The sequence below is a fragment of the Acidovorax sp. BL-A-41-H1 genome (assembly GCF_051942715.1).
Genome location: NZ_JBPVJQ010000003.1, coordinates 931504 through 953723 on the forward strand (window position 1 = coordinate 931504; position 22220 = coordinate 953723).

17 protein-coding genes and 2 pseudogenes are annotated in these 22220 nt (G+C 64.6%); 6 read left to right on the forward strand and 13 right to left on the reverse strand.

Features of this window, described 5'->3' with window-relative positions; all coding sequences use genetic code 11:
- Positions 1-10: 10 nt before the first annotated feature.
- From ACTPOI_RS05220 to ACTPOI_RS05260, 9 genes are all read right to left on the reverse strand, one after another.
- A complete protein-coding gene (locus tag ACTPOI_RS05220) occupies positions 11-2182 on the reverse strand; it encodes a 3-hydroxyacyl-CoA dehydrogenase NAD-binding domain-containing protein (RefSeq protein WP_440107088.1) in 2172 nt (723 codons plus the stop codon).
- Positions 2183-2365: 183 nt separating this feature from the next.
- On the reverse strand, positions 2366-3571 hold the full coding sequence (locus ACTPOI_RS05225) for an acetyl-CoA C-acetyltransferase (protein WP_440107090.1): 1206 nt from the start codon (positions 3569-3571) through the stop codon (positions 2366-2368).
- 199 nt (positions 3572-3770) lie between these two features.
- Entirely contained in the window at positions 3771-4937 is a 1167-nt protein-coding gene (locus ACTPOI_RS05230) for an acyl-CoA dehydrogenase family protein (protein WP_440107092.1), read from the reverse strand.
- A gap of 158 nt (positions 4938-5095) precedes the next feature.
- Complete coding sequence (locus ACTPOI_RS05235) at positions 5096-6262, reverse strand: ABC transporter substrate-binding protein (RefSeq protein WP_440107094.1); 1167 nt, start codon at positions 6260-6262, stop codon at positions 5096-5098.
- A gap of 132 nt (positions 6263-6394) precedes the next feature.
- Positions 6395-8251, reverse strand: a complete 1857-nt coding sequence (locus ACTPOI_RS05240) for an AMP-dependent synthetase/ligase (RefSeq protein ID WP_440107096.1) — start codon at positions 8249-8251, stop codon at positions 6395-6397.
- 7 nt (positions 8252-8258) lie between these two features.
- Positions 8259-9080, reverse strand: a complete 822-nt coding sequence (locus ACTPOI_RS05245) for an ABC transporter ATP-binding protein (protein ID WP_440107099.1) — start codon at positions 9078-9080, stop codon at positions 8259-8261.
- On the reverse strand, positions 9077-9919 hold the full coding sequence (locus ACTPOI_RS05250) for an ABC transporter ATP-binding protein (protein ID WP_300460912.1): 843 nt from the start codon (positions 9917-9919) through the stop codon (positions 9077-9079). Before ACTPOI_RS05250 ends, ACTPOI_RS05245 begins: the two co-directional genes overlap by 4 nt.
- Before the next feature lie 5 nt (positions 9920-9924).
- Entirely contained in the window at positions 9925-11001 is a 1077-nt protein-coding gene (locus ACTPOI_RS05255) for a branched-chain amino acid ABC transporter permease (RefSeq protein ID WP_440107101.1), read from the reverse strand.
- 4 nt (positions 11002-11005) lie between these two features.
- Positions 11006-11881 (reverse strand): branched-chain amino acid ABC transporter permease, encoded by an 876-nt coding sequence (locus tag ACTPOI_RS05260; RefSeq protein WP_440107103.1) that lies wholly within the window; start codon positions 11879-11881, stop codon positions 11006-11008.
- Positions 11882-12508: 627 nt separating this feature from the next.
- Here ACTPOI_RS05260 and ACTPOI_RS05265 point away from each other — a divergent pair.
- Both ACTPOI_RS05265 and ACTPOI_RS05270 read left to right on the forward strand, forming a co-directional pair.
- Positions 12509-13000 (forward strand): thioesterase family protein, encoded by a 492-nt coding sequence (locus ACTPOI_RS05265; protein ID WP_440107105.1) that lies wholly within the window; start codon positions 12509-12511, stop codon positions 12998-13000.
- A 172-nt stretch (positions 13001-13172) separates the two neighbouring features.
- Positions 13173-13742 carry a bactofilin family protein gene (locus ACTPOI_RS05270; RefSeq protein WP_440107107.1) on the forward strand — a complete coding sequence of 190 codons (570 nt, stop codon included), beginning with the start codon at positions 13173-13175 and terminating at the stop codon, positions 13740-13742.
- Positions 13743-13850: 108 nt separating this feature from the next.
- On the opposite strand, the gene ACTPOI_RS05275 is transcribed toward ACTPOI_RS05270, so the two are convergent.
- On the reverse strand, positions 13851-14276 hold the full coding sequence (locus ACTPOI_RS05275; protein ID WP_440107109.1) for an acyl-CoA thioesterase: 426 nt from the start codon (positions 14274-14276) through the stop codon (positions 13851-13853).
- 136 nt (positions 14277-14412) lie between these two features.
- Here ACTPOI_RS05275 and ACTPOI_RS05280 point away from each other — a divergent pair, with 136 nt between their 5' ends.
- The 4 genes and pseudogenes from ACTPOI_RS05280 to ACTPOI_RS05295 form a co-directional block, all read left to right on the forward strand.
- Entirely contained in the window at positions 14413-16245 is a 1833-nt protein-coding gene (locus ACTPOI_RS05280; protein WP_440107111.1) for an ABCB family ABC transporter ATP-binding protein/permease, read from the forward strand.
- Between the two features lie 197 nt (positions 16246-16442).
- The gene (locus ACTPOI_RS05285; RefSeq protein ID WP_440107113.1) at positions 16443-17375 is read left to right on the forward strand and encodes a 2-hydroxyacid dehydrogenase; all 933 of its coding nucleotides are present in this window, start codon (positions 16443-16445) and stop codon (positions 17373-17375) included.
- An 80-nt stretch (positions 17376-17455) separates the two neighbouring features.
- A pseudogene (locus tag ACTPOI_RS05290) lies at positions 17456-17761 on the forward strand (nucleotide pyrophosphohydrolase); the annotation flags it as partial.
- Between the two features lie 57 nt (positions 17762-17818).
- A pseudogene (locus ACTPOI_RS05295) lies at positions 17819-18985 on the forward strand (PIN domain-containing protein); the annotation flags it as partial.
- Between the two features lie 63 nt (positions 18986-19048).
- On the opposite strand, the gene ACTPOI_RS05300 reads toward ACTPOI_RS05295, so the two are convergent.
- The 3 genes from ACTPOI_RS05300 to ACTPOI_RS05310 are packed head-to-tail and all read right to left on the reverse strand — an operon-like array spanning position 19049 to position 22018.
- Positions 19049-20092: a DctP family TRAP transporter solute-binding subunit gene (locus ACTPOI_RS05300; protein ID WP_440107115.1), complete on the reverse strand. Its 1044-nt coding sequence runs from the start codon at positions 20090-20092 to the stop codon at positions 19049-19051.
- A gap of 52 nt (positions 20093-20144) precedes the next feature.
- A complete protein-coding gene (locus ACTPOI_RS05305) occupies positions 20145-21443 on the reverse strand; it encodes a TRAP transporter large permease (RefSeq protein WP_440107117.1) in 1299 nt (432 codons plus the stop codon).
- Positions 21440-22018, reverse strand: coding sequence for a TRAP transporter small permease (locus tag ACTPOI_RS05310; RefSeq protein WP_440107119.1), 579 nt, complete (start codon positions 22016-22018; stop codon positions 21440-21442). Before ACTPOI_RS05310 ends, ACTPOI_RS05305 begins: the two co-directional genes overlap by 4 nt.
- Positions 22019-22220: the final 202 nt, after the last annotated feature.

The window sequence follows — 22220 nt, forward strand, 5'->3', positions numbered from 1 at the left end:
CTATGGTCAGTCAATAGGCCGGCTGAAAATCTCGAATGGCATCTCGGGTTTTTGCGTCCAGAACAAATCCCGCCCCGTACTTCACCGCCAGTTCATCAGCACGCTGAAGGAACGCCTCCACCCCAGTCCCATAGATGAACTGCATCGCCCCCCCCGTCCAAGCCGGAAACCCAATCCCAAAAATCGACCCGATGTTCGCGTCATGCACGCTGGTCAGCACGCCCTCGGCCAGGCAGCGCGCGGTTTCGATGGCTTGGCGGTAGAGCAGGCGGTCCTGGATCTCCTGCACGCTCCATGCCACGCCGGGCTTTTCGAACAGAGGTTTCAGCTCCGGCCACAGGTGCTTCTTGGCGCCTGCGGGGTAGTCGTAAAAGCCGCCGCCACCGGCGCGGCCGGGGCGCTTCAGTTCCTTGACCATGCGCTCCACCAGCAGCTCGCCGGGGGTAGCGGTGTAGGTCTTGCCTTCGGCGGCGTAGTCGGCGCGGGTCTGGTCCAGCACGTGCACGCTCAGGGTCAGCGCGGTTTCGTCCATCACGGCCAGGGGGCCCACGGGCAGGCCGGCCTGCATGGCGGCGTTTTCAATGGCGGCGGCGGGGATGCCTTCGCCCAGCATGGCGGCGCCTTCCATCACAAAGGTGCCGAAGGTGCGGCTGGTGTAGAAGCCGCGTGAGTCGTTGACCACGATGGGCACCTTGCCCAGGGCCTGCACGTAGTCGAAGGCGCGGGCTACGGTTTCGTCATCCGTCTGCTTGCCGCGAATGATCTCGACAAGCTTCATCTTGTCCACCGGGCTGAAGAAGTGGATGCCGACAAACTTCTCAGGTTTGCTGCTGGCCGTGGCTAGGCCGCTGATGGGCAGGGTGGAGGTGTTGCTGGCAAAGAAGCCGCCGGGCGCCAGTTGCGGCTCGGCTTCTTGCGTGACCTTGGCTTTGAGGTCGCGGCTTTCGAACACGGCTTCGATGATGAGGTCGCAGCCTGCCAGGTCGGCCGCGCTGGCGGTGGGCGTGATGCGGGCCAGCAGGGCTTGCTGCGCCTCGGCTGTCATGCGGCCTTTGTCCACGCGGGCCTGGGTGAGCTTGGCGCTGTAGGCCTTGCCAGCCTCGGCCTTTTCCGCACTCACGTCTTTCAGCACCGTGGCGATGCCCCGGCTGGCCTGCGCATAGGCGATGCCCGCACCCATCATGCCAGCGCCCAGGATGCCGACTTTTTGCGGTTTGTAGCGTGGGGCCGAGCCGGGGCGCGACTTGCCGCTCTTGATCGCGTTCATGTCGAAGAAGAACGTGTTGATCATGTTGCGCGCCACGGGGCCGGTCATCAGGCGGGCGAGATAGCGGCTTTCAATGCGCAGGGCGGTGTCGTAGTCCACCATCGCGCCCTCGACCATGGCGGCCAGGGCCGCCTCGGGCGCGGGGTAGCGGCCGCGGGTGGTCTTCTTGAGCATGGCGGGGGCCACGGTGAGGGCGCCCGCGATCTTGGGGTTGGCGGGCGTGCCGCCGGGCATTTTGTAGTTCTTGTCGTCCCACGGCTGCACGGCGTGCGGGTGGGTGGCGATGTGGGCCAGGGCGGCGGGCAGCAGTTGATCGCGCGTGGCCACCAGCTCGTGCACCAGTTGCAGTTCCAGCGCCTCGGCGGGGTTGAAGAGCTTGCCCTCCAGGATGTAGGGCTGCGCGCCCAACAGGCCCAGCAGGCGCGTCATCTTGGTCATGCCGGTGGCGCCGGGCATCAGGCCCAGGGTCACTTCGGGCAGGCCGAACTGGATCTTGGGGTCGGCCACGGCGATGCGGTAATGTGCAATCAGCGCCACTTCCCAGCCACCGCCCAGCGCTGCGCCGTTGAGGCAGGCCACCACCGGGATACCCAGCGTTTCGAGCGTGCGGAACTGCTTTTTCATGCGCTCGATTTCTGCGAACGCGGCCGGTGCGTCGGCGGGCGTCAGGCGCATGGTGGCCTTGAGGTCGGCGCCGGCAAAAAAGCTCGTCTTGGCCGATGCCAGCACGATGCCCTTGAGCGCCGTACCCGCGTTGCCGTGGTCTGCGACCACCTGGGCGGTGACCTGCGCCAGCTCGTCCTGCCAGGTGCGGCACATGGTGTTGACGGGGGAGTTGGTTTCGTCAAACGTGATGACGGCGACCTGGCCTTCGGTGCCCTGGGCGGGGATGAGTTCGTAGCGGATGGTTTGCATGCTGATGTCTCCGAATCTGTAATGCGCCATGGCGCAGCTGTGGGGCGCGGCCTTAGAAGAAGCGTGGCCGAGGCCAGCGGACGCCGTGGAACTGGCTTTGCCAGGCCAGTGGCGTCGTCCCCGTTCCCTTCGCGCAGCGATCAGAGAAGGGGGAAGCGGCGCAGCCGCTCAGGGGGTTGTTTCTCATACGCGTTCAACGATGGTGGCAATGCCCATGCCGCCGCCCACGCACAGCGTGGCCAGGCCATAGCGCAGCTGGCGGCGGTGCAGCTCGTCAATCAGCGTGCCGAGGATCATGGCGCCCGTGGCGCCCAGTGGGTGGCCCATGGCGATGGCGCCGCCGTTCACGTTGACCTTGTCGTGCGGCACGCCCAGCTCGCGCATGAAGCGCATGGGCACGGCGGCAAAGGCCTCGTTCACTTCGAACAGGTCGATCTGGTCGATGGTCATGCCCGCGCGGGCCAGTGCCTTTTGCGCGGCGGGCACGGGGCCGGTGAGCATGATGGTGGGGTCGGCCCCACTGAGTGCCGTGGCCACGATGCGTGCGCGGGGCGTAAGGCCGTGGGCCTTGGCGGCGGCCTCGTTGCCGATGAGCACAGCGGCGGCGCCATCCACGATGCCCGACGAGTTGCCCGCGTGGTGCACATGGTGGATGCGTTCCACCTGCGGGTAGCGCTGCAGCGCCACCGCGTCAAAGCCCATGCCGCCCAGCTGCTCGAACGAGGCCTTGAGCGCGCCCAGGCCTTCGAGCGTGGTGTGGGGCTTGATGAACTCGTCTTCTTCCAGAATGGTCTGGCCGATGAAGTCGCGCACGGGCACGACGGAGTTCTTGAAGTAGCCCGCTGCACGCGCCGCGGTGGCGCGGCGCTGGGATTCGAGCGCGAAGGCGTCCACGTCGGCACGGGTATATCCGTCCAGCGTGGCGATCAGGTCGGCGCCGATGCCCTGGGGCACGAACAGCGTGGCGGAGTTGGTGGCGGGGTCTTGCGCCCAGGCGCCGCCATCAGACCCGATGGGCACGCGGCTCATACTCTCCACGCCGCCCGCCACCACCAGGTCTTCAAACCCGCTGCGCACTTTCTGCGCGGCCATGTTGACGGCCTCCAGGCCCGATGCGCAAAAGCGGTTGACCTGCACGCCCGCGCAGCGAAAGTCCCACCCGGCCTTGAGCGCCGCTACCTTCGGTAAAACAGAGCCCTGTTCGCCCACGGGCGAGACGATGCCCATGACCACGTCGTCCACCGCCGCGGTGTCAAAGCGGTGGCGTGCCTGTAGCTCGGTGAGCAGGCCTGCAAGCAGGTCAATCGGCTTGACCTCGTGCAGGCTGCCGTCCTTCTTGCCCTTGCCGCGCGGGGTGCGCAGCGCGGCGAATACGTAGGCTTCGGTCATGGTTTGGCTCCAAATTTGAGTGAAATGTGGCCCTAGCGCTTGATGGATAAGCGTAAGCAGCTATGAATTCAGTAGTGAAAAGGCTTGAAGAGAATCGCAGGCGTTCGCGTCCAACCGTTCGCCCTGAGCATCTCGAAGGGCTGCGTGCGATTAGGCTCTGGCTCCGACAGGCTCAGCCTGAACGGGTTCGGGGCGGGGTTCATCGTGCAGCCAGCCCCATGCCGCGCGAGATCACCTCTTTCATGATCTCGTTCGTGCCGCCGTAGATGCGCTGCACGCGCGCATCGGCATAGGCGCGGGCGATGGGGTATTCCCACATGTAGCCGTAGCCGCCAAACAGCTGCACGCACTCGTCCATCACCTTGCACTGCAGGTCGGTGGTCCAGTACTTGGCCATGCTGGCGGTCTGGGTGTCCAGCTGGTCTTTCAAAACCAGCTCGCAGCACTTGTCCACAAACACGCGGGCCACCTGCACTTCGGTCTGCAGCTCGGCGAGCGTGTAGCGCGTGTTCTGGAACGAGGCCACGGCCTGGCCGAAGACCTTGCGGTCCTTGACGTAGTCCACCGTCCAGTCGATGGCGGCCTGCGCGGCGGCCACGGCGGTGATGGCGATCTGCAGGCGTTCCCACGGCAGCTGCTCCATCAGGCAGATGAAGCCGCGGCCCTCCATGGCGGGGCCGCCCAGCAGGTTGTCCGCCGGCACCTTCACGTCGTTGAAGAAAAGCTCGGAGGTGTCCTGTGCCTTCATGCCCACCTTTTTCAGGCGCTGGCCCTTTTCAAAGCCGGGCATGCCGCGCTCCACCAGGAACAGGCTGGTGCCCTTGGCCCCGGCGGCCGGGTCGGTCTTGGCCACCACGATCACCAGGTCGGCGTGCCAGCCGTTGGTGATGAAGGTCTTGCTGCCGTTGAGCACATAGTGCGAACCGTCCGCACTTTTCACGGCGCTGGTCTTGATGCCCTGCAGGTCGCTGCCGGCAGCAGGCTCGCTCATGGCAATGGCGCCCACCACGGCGCCGGTGGCCATCTGGGGCAGGTACTTTTGTTTTTGCGCTTCGGTGCCGTAGTGCAGGATGTACGGTGCCACTATCTCGCTGTGCAGCCCGAAGCCGATGCCGGTGCACCCTGCGCGGGCGATCTCTTCCATCTGGGCCACTGAGTACAGCTTGTCGGCCCCGGCGCCGCCGTACTCCTCGGGCAGGCTCATGCACAGAAAGCCGTTGGCACCGGCGGCGTTCCACACCTCGCGGGCCACGTAGCCCTGGTCTTCCCACTCGGCGTGGTGGGGCATCACTTCCTTGTCGATAAAGCGGCGAAAGCTGTCGGCAAAGGCCTGGTGGTCGGGCTGGTACAGGGTGCGTTCGATCATGGCGGTGGCTCGGTCGGTCAGCCCAGTGGCGGGCGGCTATTTATACAAAGTGACTGCTTGGTTAAATTCTGCCACTTGTTGCGGCTGTATGCACCCCCCAGAAACACCAAAGCCGCCCGGAGGCGGCTTTGGAAGTTGCAATGTTCAGACTTGCGGGTTCAGGGCTTCACGTAATCCGACACCACCTTCCACTTGCCGTCGGTGATCTGCGACAGGCGCGAGAGGTCGCTGCCCAGGCGCTTTTGCGGGCCGTAGGTGGCCTGCGCGCTGCCGAACATGTCCGGCGGGATGACCATGGTGTCCATTGCCTTGATGAAGCTCTCGGTGTTGAGGTTGGTGCCGGCCTTTTGCGCTGCCTTGATGAAGGAATCGATGGCGCTGTAGCCGTACACCGAGAACACCGTCGGGTCGTCGTTGAACTTGGTCTTGTACTTGTTGGCCCAGAAGCGGATCGGCTGGCTGGCCTCATCCAGGTAGGGGTGCTGCACCGTCATGGTGGCGTACAGGCCGTCCATGGGCTTGCCGCCCAGCTTGTGGATCAGGTCGGTGTAGGCAGCGCTGGAGCCCAGGAAGGTCGGGTTGAAACCCGTCTTGCGCGACTCGCCAATGGTGCCGATGGTCTCGCGGATGATGGTGCCCAGGATCACGAAGTCGCACTCGGACGACTTCATCTTGGCGACTTGCGAGGAGAAGTCGGTGGCACCGCGCTTGTACGAAGTCTTCTCGGCAAACTCCATGCCCATCGTCTTCAATGCGGCCTCGCCGCCGCGCATCACTTCCAGGCCGAACTCGTCGTCCTGGTAAATGGTGCAGACCTTCTTGGCGTTCTTTTCCTTGATCAGCTTGGGCGCGGCCAGGCGAATCTGGTCGTAGTAGGTGGCAGCAAACGAGTACTTGAGCTTGTGGAAGGGCTCGTACATTTCGCGCGCGGCCGTCACGGGGAAGAAGTTGATGACGTTCTTGCTGAACTGCACCGGCATGGCGGCCAGGTTCTGCGCCGTGCCCAGGTGGCCGATCATCATGAAGATCTTGTCCTGGTTCACGAGCTTCTGCGCGGCCAGCACGGCCTTCTTGGGGTCGTAGCCAGAGTCTTCCACCTTCAGGTCGAGCTTGCGACCGTTGACGCCGCCCTGCTCGTTGGCCTCGTCCACGCGCAGCATCATGCCCAGCCGGATCTGCTTGCCAAAGCCCGCCAGCGGGCCCGACAGATCCTGGATGGAGCCCAGCGTGATGGTGTCCTTGCTGACGCCCTGGCTGGGTTGCGCCTGCGCGGCACTACCGGCCGTGGCCACGAGGGCCAGTGCGGCAATGTGATGAAGTTTCATGGCACGTCTCCTTCGGTTGGATCGCAATACGATCACTCGTTATAGAACGATGCCCGGGGTGGGGCACCAGCACTTTCCCTATCTTGGGCGGCATGCGGGCTGCGCGCCACGCCCCTGCTGCCGCTGCTTCGGCTAGCGATACATCGCCTCGATCTGCGGCGCGTACTTTTGCTGCACCAGCTTGCGCTTGAGCTTCATGGTGGGCGTGAGTTCTTCGTCTTCCGCCGTGAGCTGCGTGTCCAGCAGGAAGAACTTCTTGATCTGCTCGACCCGCGCGAATTTGGCGTTCACGCGGTCGATCTCGGCCTGGATCAGCTCCTGCACCTCGCGTGTGCGGGTCAGGCTGGCGTAGTTACTGAACGGCACGTCGTTGTCCTGCGCAAACTTCTCCACGTTCTCCTGGTCGATCATGATGATGACCGTGAGATAGGGAAGCTTGTCGCCAATGACCACGGCGTCAGTCACGTAGGGGCTGAACTTGAGCTCGTTTTCCAGCTCGCTCGGCGTGATGTTCTTGCCGCCCGCGGTGATGATGATGTCCTTCATGCGGTCGGTGATGCGCAGGTAGCCATCGGTATCGATCACGCCCACATCACCCGTGTGCAGCCAGCCATCGGCGTCTATGGTTTCAGCCGTTTTCTCGGGCAGGTTGAGGTAGCCCTTGAACACGTTGGGGCCCCGCACCAGGATCTCGCCGGTGGCCGGGTCGATGCGCACCTCGTTGTAGCTGGCGGCCGGGCCGATGGAGCCCGGCTTCATGCGCGTGGCGGGCACGCCGGTGGATGCACCGCAAGTCTCCGTCATGCCCCACACCTCGAGCATGGGCAGGCCCAGCGCCAGGTACCAGCGCACCAGGTCGGGCGATATGGGTGCAGCGCCGGTAACGAGGAACCGCGCACGGTGTATGCCGATGAGCTTGCGCACGTTGTTAAGCGCCAGAAAGCGCGCCAGCATGAACTGCGCCTTCAGCAGCCCGCCCACCGGCTGGCCGGCCAGCACCAGGTCGGCAATGCGCGTGCCCACGCCGATGGACCATGCGTAGGCCGCCTGCTGCATGCGGGTGGATTCCTTGAGCGTGATCATCACGCCCGAATAGAACTTCTCCCACACGCGCGGCACGGCGGTGAATACCGTGGGTGCGATCTCGCGCACGTTCTCGGGCACGGTGTCGGGGTTCTCCACAAAGTTGAGCTTCGCCCCGGTGTAGAGCGAAAAATACTCGCCGCCCATGCGCTCGGCAATGTGGCACAGCGGCAGAAAGCACATCGTCTCGTCGGCCTCGCTGCGCGAAATCAGCGTGTTGTAGCCGCGCACCGTGTAGGTCAGGGCCGCATGCGTGTGCATGGCGCCCTTGGGCTTCCCGGTGGTGCCCGATGTGTAGACCAGGATGGCCAGGTCATCCGGGCTGCAGGCCTGCACACGGCGCATTAGCGCGTCGGGGTTTTGCTGGTTCCAGGCGCGGCCCAGTTCACGCAGTGCCGCCAGGCCGATGACGCCCGGGTCGTTCAGGCCGCGCAGGCCCTCCATGTCGAACACCACGATCTTGCGCAGCAGGGGCAGGGCGTCGCGCACCTCCAGCGCCTTGTCCAGCTGCTCGTCGTCTTCCACAAACAGCACGCGGGTAGCAGAGTCTTCGCTCAGGTACTGCACCTGCGCGGCGGCATCGGTGGGGTAGATGCCGTTGGCCACGCCGCCGCAGCTGAGCACGGCCAGGTCGGCCAGCACCCATTCGATGTTGGTGCTCGACAGGATGGACGCGCATTCGCCGGGCTCGAAACCGAGCGACATCAGGCCGCCGCCGATTTCGCGCACGGCCTCGGCGGTCTGGTTCCAGGTCCAGCTTTTCCAGATGCCCAGTTCCTTCTGGCGCATCCACACGTTGGGGCCGCGGGCTTGCACCGCGTTCCAGAACATGGCGGGAATGGTGTCGCCCGCCAGCACGTCGGTGCCGGAAGGCTGAATTTGAGAGAGGTCCCAGAGATTGCTCATACCGTCCTCATCGCCATGTTTTCTTCTTCTTCCAGCGCCGTTCACCCCGCACGCCCTCGTCCTTCATGCCCAGGTAGAACTCCTTGATGTCGTCCTTCTCGCGCAGGCGGTCGCAGCTGTCTTCCATCACGATGCGGCCGTTCTCCAGCACGTAGCCGTAGTCGGATGCATTCAGGGCCATGTTGGCGTTCTGCTCCACCAGCAAGATGGTGGTGCCGCGCTCGCGGTTGATGCGCACCACGATCTCGAAGATCTCCTTGGTGAGCTTCGGAGACAGGCCCAGGCTGGGCTCGTCCAGCAGGATGAGTTCGGGGTTGGCCATCAGAGCGCGCGATATGGCCAGCATCTGCTGCTGCCCGCCCGAGAGCAGGCCCGCGTCCTGCGCCGCCCGCTCCCGCAGGATGGGGAAGTAGCCGAACACGGTTTCGATGTCGCGCGCCACCGCATCGCCATCGCGGCGGGTGTAGGCGCCCATCAGCAGGTTATCGCGCACCGACAGCAGCGGGAACACTTCGCGCCCTTCGGGCACATGCATGAGGCCGCGGCGCACGATGGCCGACGGGTCGTTGGCGGTGATGTCCTCGCCCTTGAATTCGACCGTGCCCTTGCGCGGGTCGATGATGCCGGAGATGGTCTTGAGGATGGTGGTCTTGCCGGCGCCGTTGCTGCCCAGCACGGCTGCTATTTCGCCGCGGCGCACCTGCAGGCTCACGCCGCGGATGGCCTTGATGGGGCCATAGGCGCTTTCCACGTTCTGCAGCCGCAGCATGGGGGTTTCGTCATTGGCCGCGCTGGCGGCAGCGGGCTGGCCCGTGGGCATTGTGGTCATGCGGCGGTCCTTCCGACCTGGCTGCCCGGCGGGCGGCGCAGGTTGCTGACGTCGTCGATAGTGCCGAGGTAAGCCTCGATCACGCCGGGGTGCGACTGCACCTCGCGCGGCGTGCCCATGGCCACCAGCTCGCCCTGGTTCATGGCCAGCACCCGGTCCGACACCTTGGACACCAGCGACATGTCATGCTCGACCATCAGCACCGTGATGCCCAGCTCGTGCTGGATGTCCTGGATCCAGAAAGCCATGTCGTCGGTTTCTTCCACGTTCAGGCCCGACGATGGTTCATCGAGCAGCAGCAGCTGCGGCTCGGTGCACAGCGCGCGGGCCAGCTCCACCACCTTGCGCACGCCGTAGGGCAGGCCTGCCACCATGGTGTCGCGGTAGTGCTGCAAGTCCAGGAAGTCGATGATCTCCTCGGCCTTCTCGCGTGCCCGGATCTCGGCGTTGCGCACCTTGCCGGTAAAGAACATGTCAGCCCACAGGCCCGTCTCGCGGCGGGTGTGGCGGCCGATCAGCAGGTTGTGCAGCACGCTGGCATGCTCGAAGAGTTCGATGTTCTGGAACGTGCGCGCAATGCCCAGGCCCGCCACCTTGTGGGGCGGCAGATCCGTCAGCGGCAGCATGGCGCCGCCGGGGCCGGCGTAGGCAATGGTGCCCTGCGTGGGCGTGTAGATGCGGCTGATGAGGTTGAACACCGTCGTCTTGCCAGCACCGTTAGGGCCGATGAGGGTGAACACCTCGCCGCGGCGCACGTCGAACGACACGTTGTTGACCGCCAGCACGCCACCGAAGCGCACGCTGAGGTTTTTGGCTGAAAGCAGCACGTCATGGGTCATGGCGTTCATTTCAGACGATCAGACTTTTGAAAGGACTTCTGCCGCTTGAACATGCCCTTGCGGTAGAACGGGAACATCTGCAGCCAGGTGCGCACCTTGAGCCAGCGGCCATACAGCCCCATGGGCTCGAACAGCACAAACGCAATCAGCACCGCCCCGTACACCACCGCCTGCAGGCCAGGCGCCTGGCCGATGGCGGCGGGAAGGAAGTCCTTGGACAGCGAGATCATCTGTGGCATGGAGATGAGGAAGATGGCCCCCAGGAACGCGCCGTGTACCGAGCCCAGGCCGCCAATCACGATCATCAGCAGCAGGTCGATGGACTGCAGGATGTTGAACTGGTCGGGCGAGATGAACTGCAGCTTGTGCGCATACAGCGCTCCGCCCACGCCCGCCAGCGCAGCCGACAGCGCGAACGACAGCGTCTTGTAGTGCGCCAGGTGGATGCCCATGCTTTGCGCTGAAATTTCCGAATCGCGAATGGCGACAAAGGCACGCCCGGTGGGCGAGCGCAGCAGGTTCAGGATGCCCAGCGTGGCCAGCACCGTGATGACCAGGCACAGAAAGTAAAACGAGGCCGTGGAGTCGAACGAGTAGCCAAAAATCTCTGGCGGCACCAGGTGTTTGCCCGAGTTGCCGCCCGTGACCGACTCCCAGCGCGCAAATACTTCCTCGACGATGAAGCCGAACGACAGCGTGGCCATGCCCAGGTAGATGCCCTTCAGGCGCAAGGCAGGCAGGCCGACGATGATCCCGACGGCAGCCGACAGCCCTGCCGCGCAGGCCAGCGACAGCATGAATGGCCAGCCCATGCCCGTGAGGACCGCTTGCGTGTAGGCCCCGACCCCGAGGAACGCAGCGTGCCCCAGCGAGAACTGGCCCGTGAAGCCTGCCAGCAGCATCAGCCCCAGCCCCACGATGGAATAGATGAGCACAAAGGTGAGCTGCGCCAGCCAGTATTCGGGCGCCACCCAGGGCGCTGCCACCAACGCCAGGCACAGCAGGCTGTACCAGAAGATGTGCCCGCCGTGCTTGGCCAGGCGCAGGTCTTGCTCGTAGCTGGTCTTGAAGATGAATCTCATGGGGTTACACCTTCTTGCGCAGCTTTTCGCCGAACAGCCCGTTGGGCTTCACCATCAGCATTACCAGTACCACGATGTACGCGGCGGTGTCCTTGAAGCCGTCGGGCAGGTAAAAGCCCGATAGCGATTCGACGATACCGATCACCAGCCCGCCCACGATGGCGCCGGGCAGGCTTCCAAAGCCGCCCACCACCGCAGCCGGGAAGGCCTTGAGCCCGATGAGCCCCATGTTGGCGTGCACGAAGGTAATGGGCGCCAGCAGCAGCCCGGCGACGGCCGCCACCGCAGCGGCCAGGCCCCAGGCCAAGCCGTTGAGGCGCTGCACCGGAATGCCCATGTAGTACGCCGCCAGCTGGTTTTGCGACGAGGCCTGCATGGCAATGCCCAGCTTGCTGTAGCGGAACATGGCAAACAGCAGCAGGCACAGCACGGCGGTGGCGCCAATCACCACCAGCTGCTCGGCGCTGAGCACCAGCGCGCCCAGGCGCAGCGACATGTCCTTGTACGGAACGGGCAGCGTGTGCGTGTCGGTGCCGATGTTGGGCACCATGGTGATGAGCCCGCGCAGCACGTAGCCGATGCCGATGGTCAGCATGACGATGGAGAATGCGGGCTGGCCGAGGATGGGGCGGATGACCGCACGCTCCAGCAGGGTGCCGAAGATGCCCATGGCCAGGATGCTGGCCAGCACCGCGACCCAGAACGGGAAGCCCAGCACCGTCATCAGCGCCAGCCCGCAAAAGGCCCCCAGCATCATCAGCTCGCCCTGCGCGAAGCTCACGGTCTCGGTCGCCTTGTAGATAAGCACGAAACCGAGCGCGATCAACCCATAGATGCACCCCTGGGCGATACCGCTGATCAACAGTTGCACAAATTGCACCCTGGCTCCCCGAAATATTTTTACAAAGCAAATGCTTTGCTTAAATCATGTTGCATGGGCCTGGTCCCGACCGCACTCGGGGCTAACCCTGAGCGCCCCGGTATCGGAGGCGAGCGGATATTGAACGAGCGAACGGTCGTGCGCAATAAGGGTTGCAGCGGATGAACCCGCCCTTCTGAAGTCGGGGCGGCGTGCGGCGCAGCGGCTGCCAGTGTGGCGCTGCGCTCGACGCTGTCGCGGGTGCGACATATGAACCCACGGTGCAGGAGGTCATGGGCGACTAGATGGGCCGGCGGTTTTGGAGGGGCGCAGCCTGCCCTATTCGCTGGGAGTGCCGGCCTGCTGTGGATGTGCTGGACGGCGCTGGCGTTGCGCGCAGCCCGAGGTAGCTGGGCGCGGCCGAACGGGACGGAACCCGGTGGTTTCGTTCCCCGCGTGCCTGGAAGGCCGCGGTCTGGACTGTTGCCCTGAGGGCGTGCATGTGCCAGCAGACTCCCAGCACACGCATGGGGGGCACTTTTGAGCCAAAATGGCCGGTAGCGCTTGTTCCAATTGCCGTCACAGCTATGAAAAAAATAGCGTCTGGCGCGCGTGCATCCTGAAGCGGCATCAACTGCCCGGAACCCCATGAGCAAATCCACCACGACGACACCACAGCCCATGCCCTTCGAGCCCGAGTTCATCGCGGGGCTCAAGTCCATCTTTGAAGAGAAGATCGTGTTCAACCAGGTGCTGGGCCTGAAGGTCACCCACCTTGCGCCCGACAGCGTGGTCGGCCGCATCGACATGAAGCCCGAGCTGGTGGGGCACTACGCCTACAACCGCATCCACGGCGGGGTGATCAGCGCCGGGCTCGATGCGATGGGTGGCCTGGCCGTGATGGCGGCCATTGGCGCGCGGCACATGGACGAGGCCCCCGAGCAGCGCCTGCACCGCTTCGCCAAGCTGGGCACCATCGACCTGCGCATCGACTACCTGCGCCCGGGTATCGGCACGCATTTCGAGCTGCGCGCGCAGGTGCTGCGGCTGGGCTCGCGCGTGGCCAGCACGCGCATGGAGTTCCTGGGGCCTGACGGCATGATCATGTCGGCAGGCGCGGGGGCTTACATCGTCTCCTGACGGTGGCGGCGCCATAGGCGCGTGCAAATGTGTGCACCGGTGCCAGCGTGTGTGGTACGGCAAGCATTGCAAGTGGCTGCAACGGGGGAACCGTTTGGTTACCGTTCTTGCGCAACCACGGCATCTTTTCTGACGCCTGAAACCTAGCATGGCTTCTTTTCAAGGAGATCTGATGGCCGTGCAAAACCCGTTCTTTGGCAAGCGTGAACCCGAGTCTTTCCAGCCCCGCAACACCACCACTGCGTCCAGCGTGCTGGGCAGCAACGGTCTGGGCACCACGACCACTTCCACCACTGCGGGCAGCACCGCCACGGCGCAGGCAGCCGCCAAACCCGCGGGCGAGAGCACCGGCAGCAAGCTGACGGTGGGCCCCAACATCAAGCTCAAGGGCGTGGAGATCACCGACTGCGACACGCTCGTGGTCGAAGGCACGGTCGAGGCCACCATGGATTCCCGCGTGATCCAGATTTCGGAAAACGGCGCCTTCCGCGGCTCGGCCGAGATCGACATCGCCGAGATCCATGGCGAGTTCAACGGCAGCCTGACGGTGCGCCAGAAGCTCGTGATCTACAGCACCGGCCGCGTCAACGGCAAGATCCGCTACGGCAAGCTGGTGGTGGAAGAGGGCGGCCAGCTGGCGGGCGAGATCGAATCCGGTTTTTCGTCGGCATCTTCATCGGCTGGCACCGCGCAGCGCAGCAACGCGCCGTTGCGGGCCGAGCCCACGGCCATGGCGGCCTGATCCAGGCAGGGGCTGCGACACCCAGGCGATCACCCATCGCCACCCCACCAAAAGCGGCCCGGATGGGCCGCTTTTTTACTGGATTCGGGATGTATGGCCCGCGCCGTTTCAGGCGTCTGCGGCCGTGCGCCGCGGCACCGGGCGCGGGCGCCCCTGCTCGTCGATGGCGACATAGGTCAGCCGGGCTTCGGTCACCTTCACGTACTGCCCCTGGGCCGAAAAGCGCTCGGCATACACCTCGACCTCCACGGTGACGGACGTGTTGCCCACGCGCGTGATCGACGAGAAAAACGACAGGATGTCGCCCACGCGCACCGGCTGCTTGAAGATGAATTCATTGACCGCCACCGTGGCCATGCGGCCCTGGATGTAGCGGGCCGGCAGCACGGAGCCCGCCAGGTCGACCTGCGCCATTACCCAGCCGCCGAAGATGTCGCCATTGCCGTTGGTGTCGGCGGGCATGGGGATCACCTTGAGCACCAGCTCCTTGTCGGTCGGCAATGCGGCGGGTGGCGGGCTGAAAACGGCAGACATGGGCACAATCTCGGGTTGGGGCCGGGCCACCGGGTGCTTTGGGGAAACGCCATGCGTTTCGTCGGGCTCGTGGCCCCGGCCAAACCACCTGGCGCCAGCCGGGTCGGTAGAACTACAACAACAGGAATTGTCCCTCATGCGCCACCTTGGCGAAGCCACCCCGCCTGCTGTCGCAGGCACCGCCAACGCTCCCCGTCCGTCTGACTGGGCCACCCTCGGGCGGCTCATGCCTTACCTGTGGCAATACAAGTGGCGCGTGGTTGCGGCCATCGTCTTCATGGTGGGTGCCAAGCTGGCCAACGTGGGCGTGCCGCTGCTGCTCAAGACGCTGGTCGATGCGATGAATTTCAAGCCGGGCGATGCCGCCGCGCTGCTGGTGGTACCCGTGGGCCTGCTGCTGGCGTACGGTGCGCTGCGGCTGTCCACGTCGCTCTTTACCGAGCTGCGCGAACTGGTGTTTGCCAAGGCCACGCAAGGTGCGGCGCGCTCGATTGCGCTGCAGACGTTTCAGCACCTGCACGCGCTCAGCCTGCGCTTCCACCTGGAGCGGCAAACGGGCGGCATGACGCGCGACATCGAGCGCGGGGTGCGCGGCATCGAGTCGCTGATCTCGTTCTCGCTGTTCAACGTGTTCGCCACGCTGATTGAAGTGATCCTGGTGCTGAGCGTGCTGGGCGCCAAGTTCGACATGTGGTTTGCCTGGATCACGCTGGGCGCGCTGGTGCTGTACATCGCCTACACCGTGCTGGTGACCGAGTGGCGCACCAAGTTCCGCCGCGAGGCCAACGAGTTCGACTCGGCCGCGCACACCAAGGCGGTGGATTCGCTGCTCAACTACGAAACGGTGAAGTACTTCAACAACGAAGGCTTTGAGGCCCGCCGCTACGACGAGAGCCTGGAGCGCCTGCGCCTGGCGCGCCTCAAAAGCCAGAGCACGCTGTCGATGCTCAACACTGGCCAGCAGCTCATCATCGCCGTGGGCCTGGTGGCCATGCTGTGGCGCGCCACGCAGGGCGTGGTCGATGGCCGCATGACGCTGGGCGACCTCGTCATGGTCAACGCCTTCATGATCCAGCTGTACATCCCGCTCAACTTTCTGGGCGTGATCTACCGCGAGATCAAGCAGAGCCTGACCGATCTGGACAAGATGTTCACCCTGATGGACAAGGAACGCGAGGTGGCCGACGCCCCTGGCGCGCAGCCGCTGTCGGGGCTGGACCAGCCCACCGTGCGCTTCGAGGATGTGCACTTCGCGTACGACGCCGCCAACGCCGCGGCGCGGCCCATCCTGCAGGGCATCAGCTTCGAGATTCCGGCAGGCAAGACGGTGGCGGTGGTGGGGCCCTCGGGCTCGGGCAAGTCCACGCTGGCGCGGCTGCTGTTTCGCTTCTACGACGTGCAGCGCGGCCGCATCACCATTGCGGGGCAGGAGATCCGCTCTGTCACGCAGGCCAGCGTGCGCCAGGCCATCGGCATCGTGCCGCAGGACACCGTGCTCTTCAACGACACCGTGGCCTACAACATTGCCTACGGCCGCACCGGCGCCTCGCAGGCCGAGGTGGAAGCAGCGGCGAAGTCCGCGCGCATCCACGACTTCATCGCCTCCACGCCGAGGGGCTACGACACCACCGTGGGTGAGCGCGGCCTGAAGCTGTCGGGCGGTGAAAAGCAGCGCGTGGCCATCGCCCGCACCCTGCTCAAGAACCCGCCCATCCTGATCTTTGACGAGGCCACCAGCGCGTTGGACTCGGCCAACGAGCGCGCCATCCAGGCCGAGCTGCAGGGCGTGGCGCAGAACAAGACCACGCTGGTGATCGCGCACCGCCTGTCCACGGTGGTGGACGCGCACGAGATCCTGGTGATGGATGCGGGCCGCATCATTGAGCGTGGCACGCATGGGCAACTGCTGGCGCAAGGCGGTCGCTACGCCAGCATGTGGGCACTGCAGCAAAGCGACCCTTCGGCGTGAGTCGTGCCCTTCCTGTGTGAAATCAGCCTGCCGTACACCCCCACCCCCACCCTTTCACGCTGAGCCTGTCGAAGCGCTGCACAACGCGTCAACGGGTTCAGCGCTAACGGTCTGGATAGAGGCAATGAAATGCGTGGCTGTAGTGGTGCGCCGTAGGCGCCCCGTCTGAACAAACCTGTCGTACGAAACCTGAACCCATGAAACCCGTCCTGCTTGCCCTGTCGTTCCTGTCTGAAGAACACCGCGTCCAGATGGCGCAGACCTTTGAAGTCCTCTACGCCCCCGACGCCGCGCAGGCCGCCGCCGCCATTGCGCAGCACGGCAACCGCGCGCGGGTGGTGCTCACCATCGGGGCCACGGGCCTGTCGCCAGCGCAGATCGATGCACTGCCTGCCCTCACGCTGATATGCGTTCTTGGTGCGGGGTATGAAAACGTAGCCATTGACCACGCCAAGGCCCGCGGCATCGTGGTGGCTACCGGCGCGGGCACCAACGACGACTGCGTGGCCGACCACACCTGGGGCCTGCTGATTGCGGCGCAACGCCGCATCCTGCCGCTGGACAAGGCCACGCGCGCGGGCGTCTGGCGCACGGCGCTACCCCTGTCGCCCAACGTGTCGCACAAGCGGCTGGGCATCATCGGACTGGGCACCATCGGCAAGAAGATCGCGCAGCGCGCGCTGGGTTTCGAGATCGAGGTGGGTTACCACAACCGCAGTGCGCGCACCGACGTTCCGTACCGCTACTTTGCCGATGTGACGGCGCTGGCCGGGTGGGCAGACTTCCTCGTTGTTGCCACCCCCGGTGGTGCTGGCACCAAACACCTGGTCAATGCTGCCGTGCTGGATGCGCTGGGCCCGCGCGGTGTGGTGGTCAACATCGCGCGCGGCAGCGTCATCGACACCGCTGCGCTGGCCGCAGCGCTGCGCGAAGGCCGCATCGCCGCTGCGGGGCTGGACGTGTACGAAAGCGAGCCTGCCCCCCCGGCCGCGCTGCTCGACCTGGACAACGTGGTCCTCACACCCCATGTGGCGGGCTGGTCGCCCGAGGCGGTGCAGAACTCGGTGGACCGATTCCTGGAGAACGCCCGGCGCCACCTGGCGGGCGAGGCCCCGGTGTCGCTGATCTGAAAGACATTAGTGAAATGTGCCTCTTGCGCTTATTCGCTAGGCGCTAGCAGCTATAAAAACGGAAGTAATCGGGGGCGGCTATGGATTTGAAAGCTCTCCAGGCGCGCCTGCGCGACTTTGCTACTGCGCGTGATTGGCAACCATTCCACTCGCCCAAAAACTTGGCGATGGCGTTGATGGTGGAATCGGCCGAATTGCTGGAGCTTTTCCAGTGGCTAACCACAGAGCAGTCCAACACGCTCACGCGGGATGCCGCGGACAAGGAGCGAGTGGGCGATGAGATCGCTGACGTGCTGCTGTACCTGTTGCAATTGGCGGATAGCACGGGCGTAGATGTAGAAGAAGCTGTGGAGCGGAAACTGCGCAAGAACGCAGAAAAGTATCCTGCCAAGCTCCCCGAGAAACCAGTGCCCGTACCGAAGGGGCATCTGCTCATCGATTGGGAAAATGTGCAGCCGCGCGGGGAAGAACTGCGCACGCTGGTGCCCGAGGGAACCGATGTCTGGCTGTTCCACGGCCCGAAACAGAAAGTGGATGCTTCAGGCCATTGGCTGGCGTATGGCGCGAAGAATGTGACTTTGATTTCCCGGTCAGACGCGGGCAAGAAGAACGCACTGGATTTTCAGCTGAGCTATTACATCGGCTACATCTCGGCCCGCCAGCCGCAGGGGCGGTTCGTTGTGGTGTCGAATGACACGGGCTTCGACCCGATGCTGGAGCATGCGCGCGAGTTGGGCTTTGATGCAAAGCGATGCGAGTTTCGTAGGTCGCAGACTGTGGCAAAGCCAAAACCCCGCACCGCGGTGCCGCCCGCGCCCCTACCGATAGACCTGGCGTCTTCTGTGCAAGCCCCGATTGCACCTACCGCACGGGACACAGCCTTGGCGAAACAAGTCGCTGAAAACGCATTCTCGAACCTGCGACTCATGCCCATTGCCAACCGTCCTCGGGAACAGAATGCAGTATTCGCCTATTTGCGACTTTTCATTCCGATGGATGCAAAGGACAAAGAGTGGCTTGCCCGGCTGGCTTGGAAGCTGCTGCTTGATCGCGGCGACCTGCTGGTCAATCAAGTCGTGGCACCCGTTACCTCCCCGCCTGCATTGCCTCCCGACACTGCGGCCGCAAACAAGAAATACACCTCCGCCGTGCCTGTTGGGCAAGCGGTCCGACGGTCGCCGGTACAAAGCAAGGTACCCGCCAAGGCGCTCGCACAACCCGGCAGTTCCAAAGCAAAAACCACTCGCAAGGGAAATGGCGCGAGTTATCCGCCCAATCCCTCAACACCAGTCACCCCGCCCGCCACCTCAGCCGTAAAGAAGCCAGCGAGCGCAGCAAAGAAGGTGGCTGCACCGATAAAGGCGGATCCGGCCAAAGTGGCCCCAAAGCCCACGGCAGCGCAAATTGCCATTGCCGTGCTGGCCAGCTTAAAAAAAATGCCCAAGAACAAGCCCACGCGTCGAACGGGTTTGCTCAAGTTCATTGAGACGCATGCCATCAAGGCCGCCGACCAGAGGTCCATAGCGCAGCAGGTTTGCGCCTTGCTGGAGGCGCGCAAGGACGTGGTGTTGTCGCCTGATGGCAAAGGCGTTACATATCCAAAGTTATAAGTGGAAAGATCTGTCAGCGCTTATGCGTAAAGCGCTGACAGCTCTCATTTTTGAAGTGACCTTTTACTTACGTGCCGCAATCGCCTTTTCAGCCGCCACCACCAGGTCAGCGCCGATCTGGCCCTTCCACTTTTCGTAGACGGGGCGGGTGGCCTTCACGAACGCGGCGCGCTCGTCGGCATTCAGTTCGGTCACCGTCACGCCCAACGCTGTGATGTCCTTGAGCAGAGGCCGGTCGGCTTCGATCACGCCCTTGCGCGCGATGGCGATTTCTTCCTTGCCGGCGTCGATGGCGGCCTGCTTGACGATCTCGCGGTCGGCGGGGGTCCAGCTGTTCCAGATTTCCTTGTTGACCACGAAGATCAGCGGGTCGTTCACGTAGCCCCACAGGGTCAGGTGCTTCTGTGCCACGGTGTGCAGCTTGGCAGCAGTGAAGATGGCCAGCGGGTTTTCCTGGCCGTCCACGGCGCCGCTGGCAAATGCGGGCTGTGCGTCGGCCCAGCTCATTTGCGTGGGGTTGGCGCCCAGCGCGGTGAAGGTGTCCAGGAACAGGGGCGAGCCCACCACGCGGATCTTCAGGCCCTTGAGGTCTGCCGGGGTCTTGATCGCCTTCTTGGAGTTGGAGATCTCGCGGTAGCCGTTTTCGCCCCAGGCCAGCGGCATCACGCCGGCCTTGTCGAGCGTGGCAAAGATCTGCTTGCCCACGTCACCCTGCGTGACAGCGTCCACCGCTTTGTAGTCAGGGAAAAGGAAGGGCAGCGAGAACAGGTTGAGCTGCTTGACCTGGGGCGACCAGTTGATGGTGGAGCCTACGGCCATGTCGATCACGCCCTGGCGCAGCGCGCTGAATTCGCGCGTCTGGTCGCCCTGGATCAGCGAGACGCCGGGGTACAGCTTGATGTTGATGCGGCCCTGGGTGCGCTCGCGCACCTTGTTGGCCCACAGCTCGCCGCCCTTGCCCCACGGGAACGCAGGGCCCAGCACCAGCGACATGCGGTATTCGGCCTTGTAGCCTGCAGGCAGGGTCTGGGCCATGGCGGCGGGCACCGAGAAGGCCAGCGCGGCAGCGGCGGCCACGGTAGAGGTCAGGAACGTACGCAGTTTCATTTTTTCAGTCTCCTTGTTGAAAACGGTTGGTCAGTCAGTCATCGATGGGGCCCTAGTAACCCAGCTGCGCCGGCAGCCACAGCGCCAGCTGCGGGAAGGCAATCACCAGCAGCATCACCAGGAACATGGCAAACAGCATCCAGCCCACCCAGCGCACGGTGGACTCCATGCGCACGCCGGCAATGCGGCACGAGACCATCAGGTTCACCGCCAGCGGCGGGGTGAACTGGCCCAGCGCCACCTTGAGCGTGAGGATGACGCCGAACCACACCGGGTCCCAGTTGTAGTGCTGCATGATGGGCAGCAGCAGTGGCACGAAGATGAGGAAGATCGAGATCCCGTCGAGGAACATGCCCACGGTGATCAGCAGCACGATGAGCAGGGCCAGCACGCCGTACTCGCCCAGGCCCGAGTTCACGATGGCCTTGGCCACCGGGTCGATGACACCCAGTGTGGACAGCGAGTACGCAAAGATGCCCGCGAGCGATACCACGATGAGGATCACTGCCGACAGCTCGCCGGACTCGCGCAGGATGGGGAACAGGTCGCGCACAGAGATCGTGCGATGGATCACCATGCCCACGAACAGGCCATAGAACACGGCCACCACGGCAGCCTCGGTGGGGGTGAACCAGCCCGCCCGCATGCCGCCCAGGATCAGCACTGGCGCGGCCAGGCCCCAGGTCGCTTCGCGCAGGCTTTTCCAGAACGGAGGGCGGGGCATTTCTGCCTCCAGAGCCCCCATTTTGTGCGAGCGGGCCAACCATACGGCCGGGACGATCAGCGCGATGCCGGCCAAGATGCCGGGGATCATGCCCGCGGCAAACAAGGCGGGCACCGACGCGCCGGGCACCAGCACCGAATAGATGATGAACGCCACAGAGGGCGGGATCAGGATGTCAGTGGCAGCAGCAGCGCCCACCACGCTGGCCGAAAACGACGGCGGATAGCCCGCACGCGACATGGCCGCGATCATCACGCCACCCACGGCAGCCGCGTTGGCCGGGCCCGAGCCCGAGATGCCGCCCAGGAACATGGCCACTGCAATCGCCACCAGCGGCAGCATGCCCGGGCCGCGGCCCACGATGGCCACTGCAAAGTTCACCAGCCGCAGCGCCACGCCCGAGCGGTCAAAAATCGACCCGACCAGCACGAACATGGGAATGGCCAGCAGCGGGTATTTGCCCAGCCCGGCATAGAAGTTCTGCGGCACGGCCAGCAGCCCGAACCACTGGCTGTCGGCATTGGCCATGGCAATGGCCGCTGCGCCCGCCAGGCCCAGTGCGGCGCCGATGGGCACACCCACGAACATCAGACCCAGAAAGGCCACGAAAAGCAGCGTGGCGATCATGGCTGGGGCTCCTTGACGGCGGCTGCGGTGGCGGCCCCGGCATCGTCATTCCCCAGCGGCTCGCGGGTGCGGCGCACCAGCAGACCGACTGCGCGCGCGCAGATCAGGGCGGAGATCACCGGCATCCACATGGAATACCACCACTGCGGCACGCCGATGCCGGGTGAGGTTTCGCCAAAGCGATAGTCGTCCCACACCACGCGCACGCTCAGTACGGCGATCAGGCCGAAGAGCACGGCCACGGCCACTGCGCCCAGTTGCGCCAGGCGCCGGCGGCGCAGCGCAGAGCCGCCTTCGGCAAAGTATTCGATGCGGATGTGCTGGTCACGCGCCACGGCGCCCGAGCCGGCCACCAGGGCCAGCACGATCATCAGGAAGATCGAGATTTCTTCCGTCCAGGCAAACGATGAACTGGTGAAGTAGCGCACCAGCACATTGGCAAAGGTGATCAGCGCCAGCGCCGCCATGATGAGCACCGTCAGCCAGTCTTCAATGCACAGGGAGCGGGGCGCGCCGCCGTTGGCGGTCGGCGTCGCGGAGCCTTCGTCAGGCCCGGGAAGGGGGGGTGAGGACATCGGGTGGTCAATCAGGAGAGCGGGGGGCAGGCACGCAACCACACGCCGGACGTGTCGGTCACGGGGCTGTCCGGCGAAGGGTGTCCGGGTGGGCAGCCAGGGGGTGTGTCGCGGGCCGTGCGGCGTTGTGGACCGTTGGCTGCGACAGTGCCGCGCGGTGGTGGGCAGCGGCCTGCATTATGCGTCTGGATGGTAAGCACGC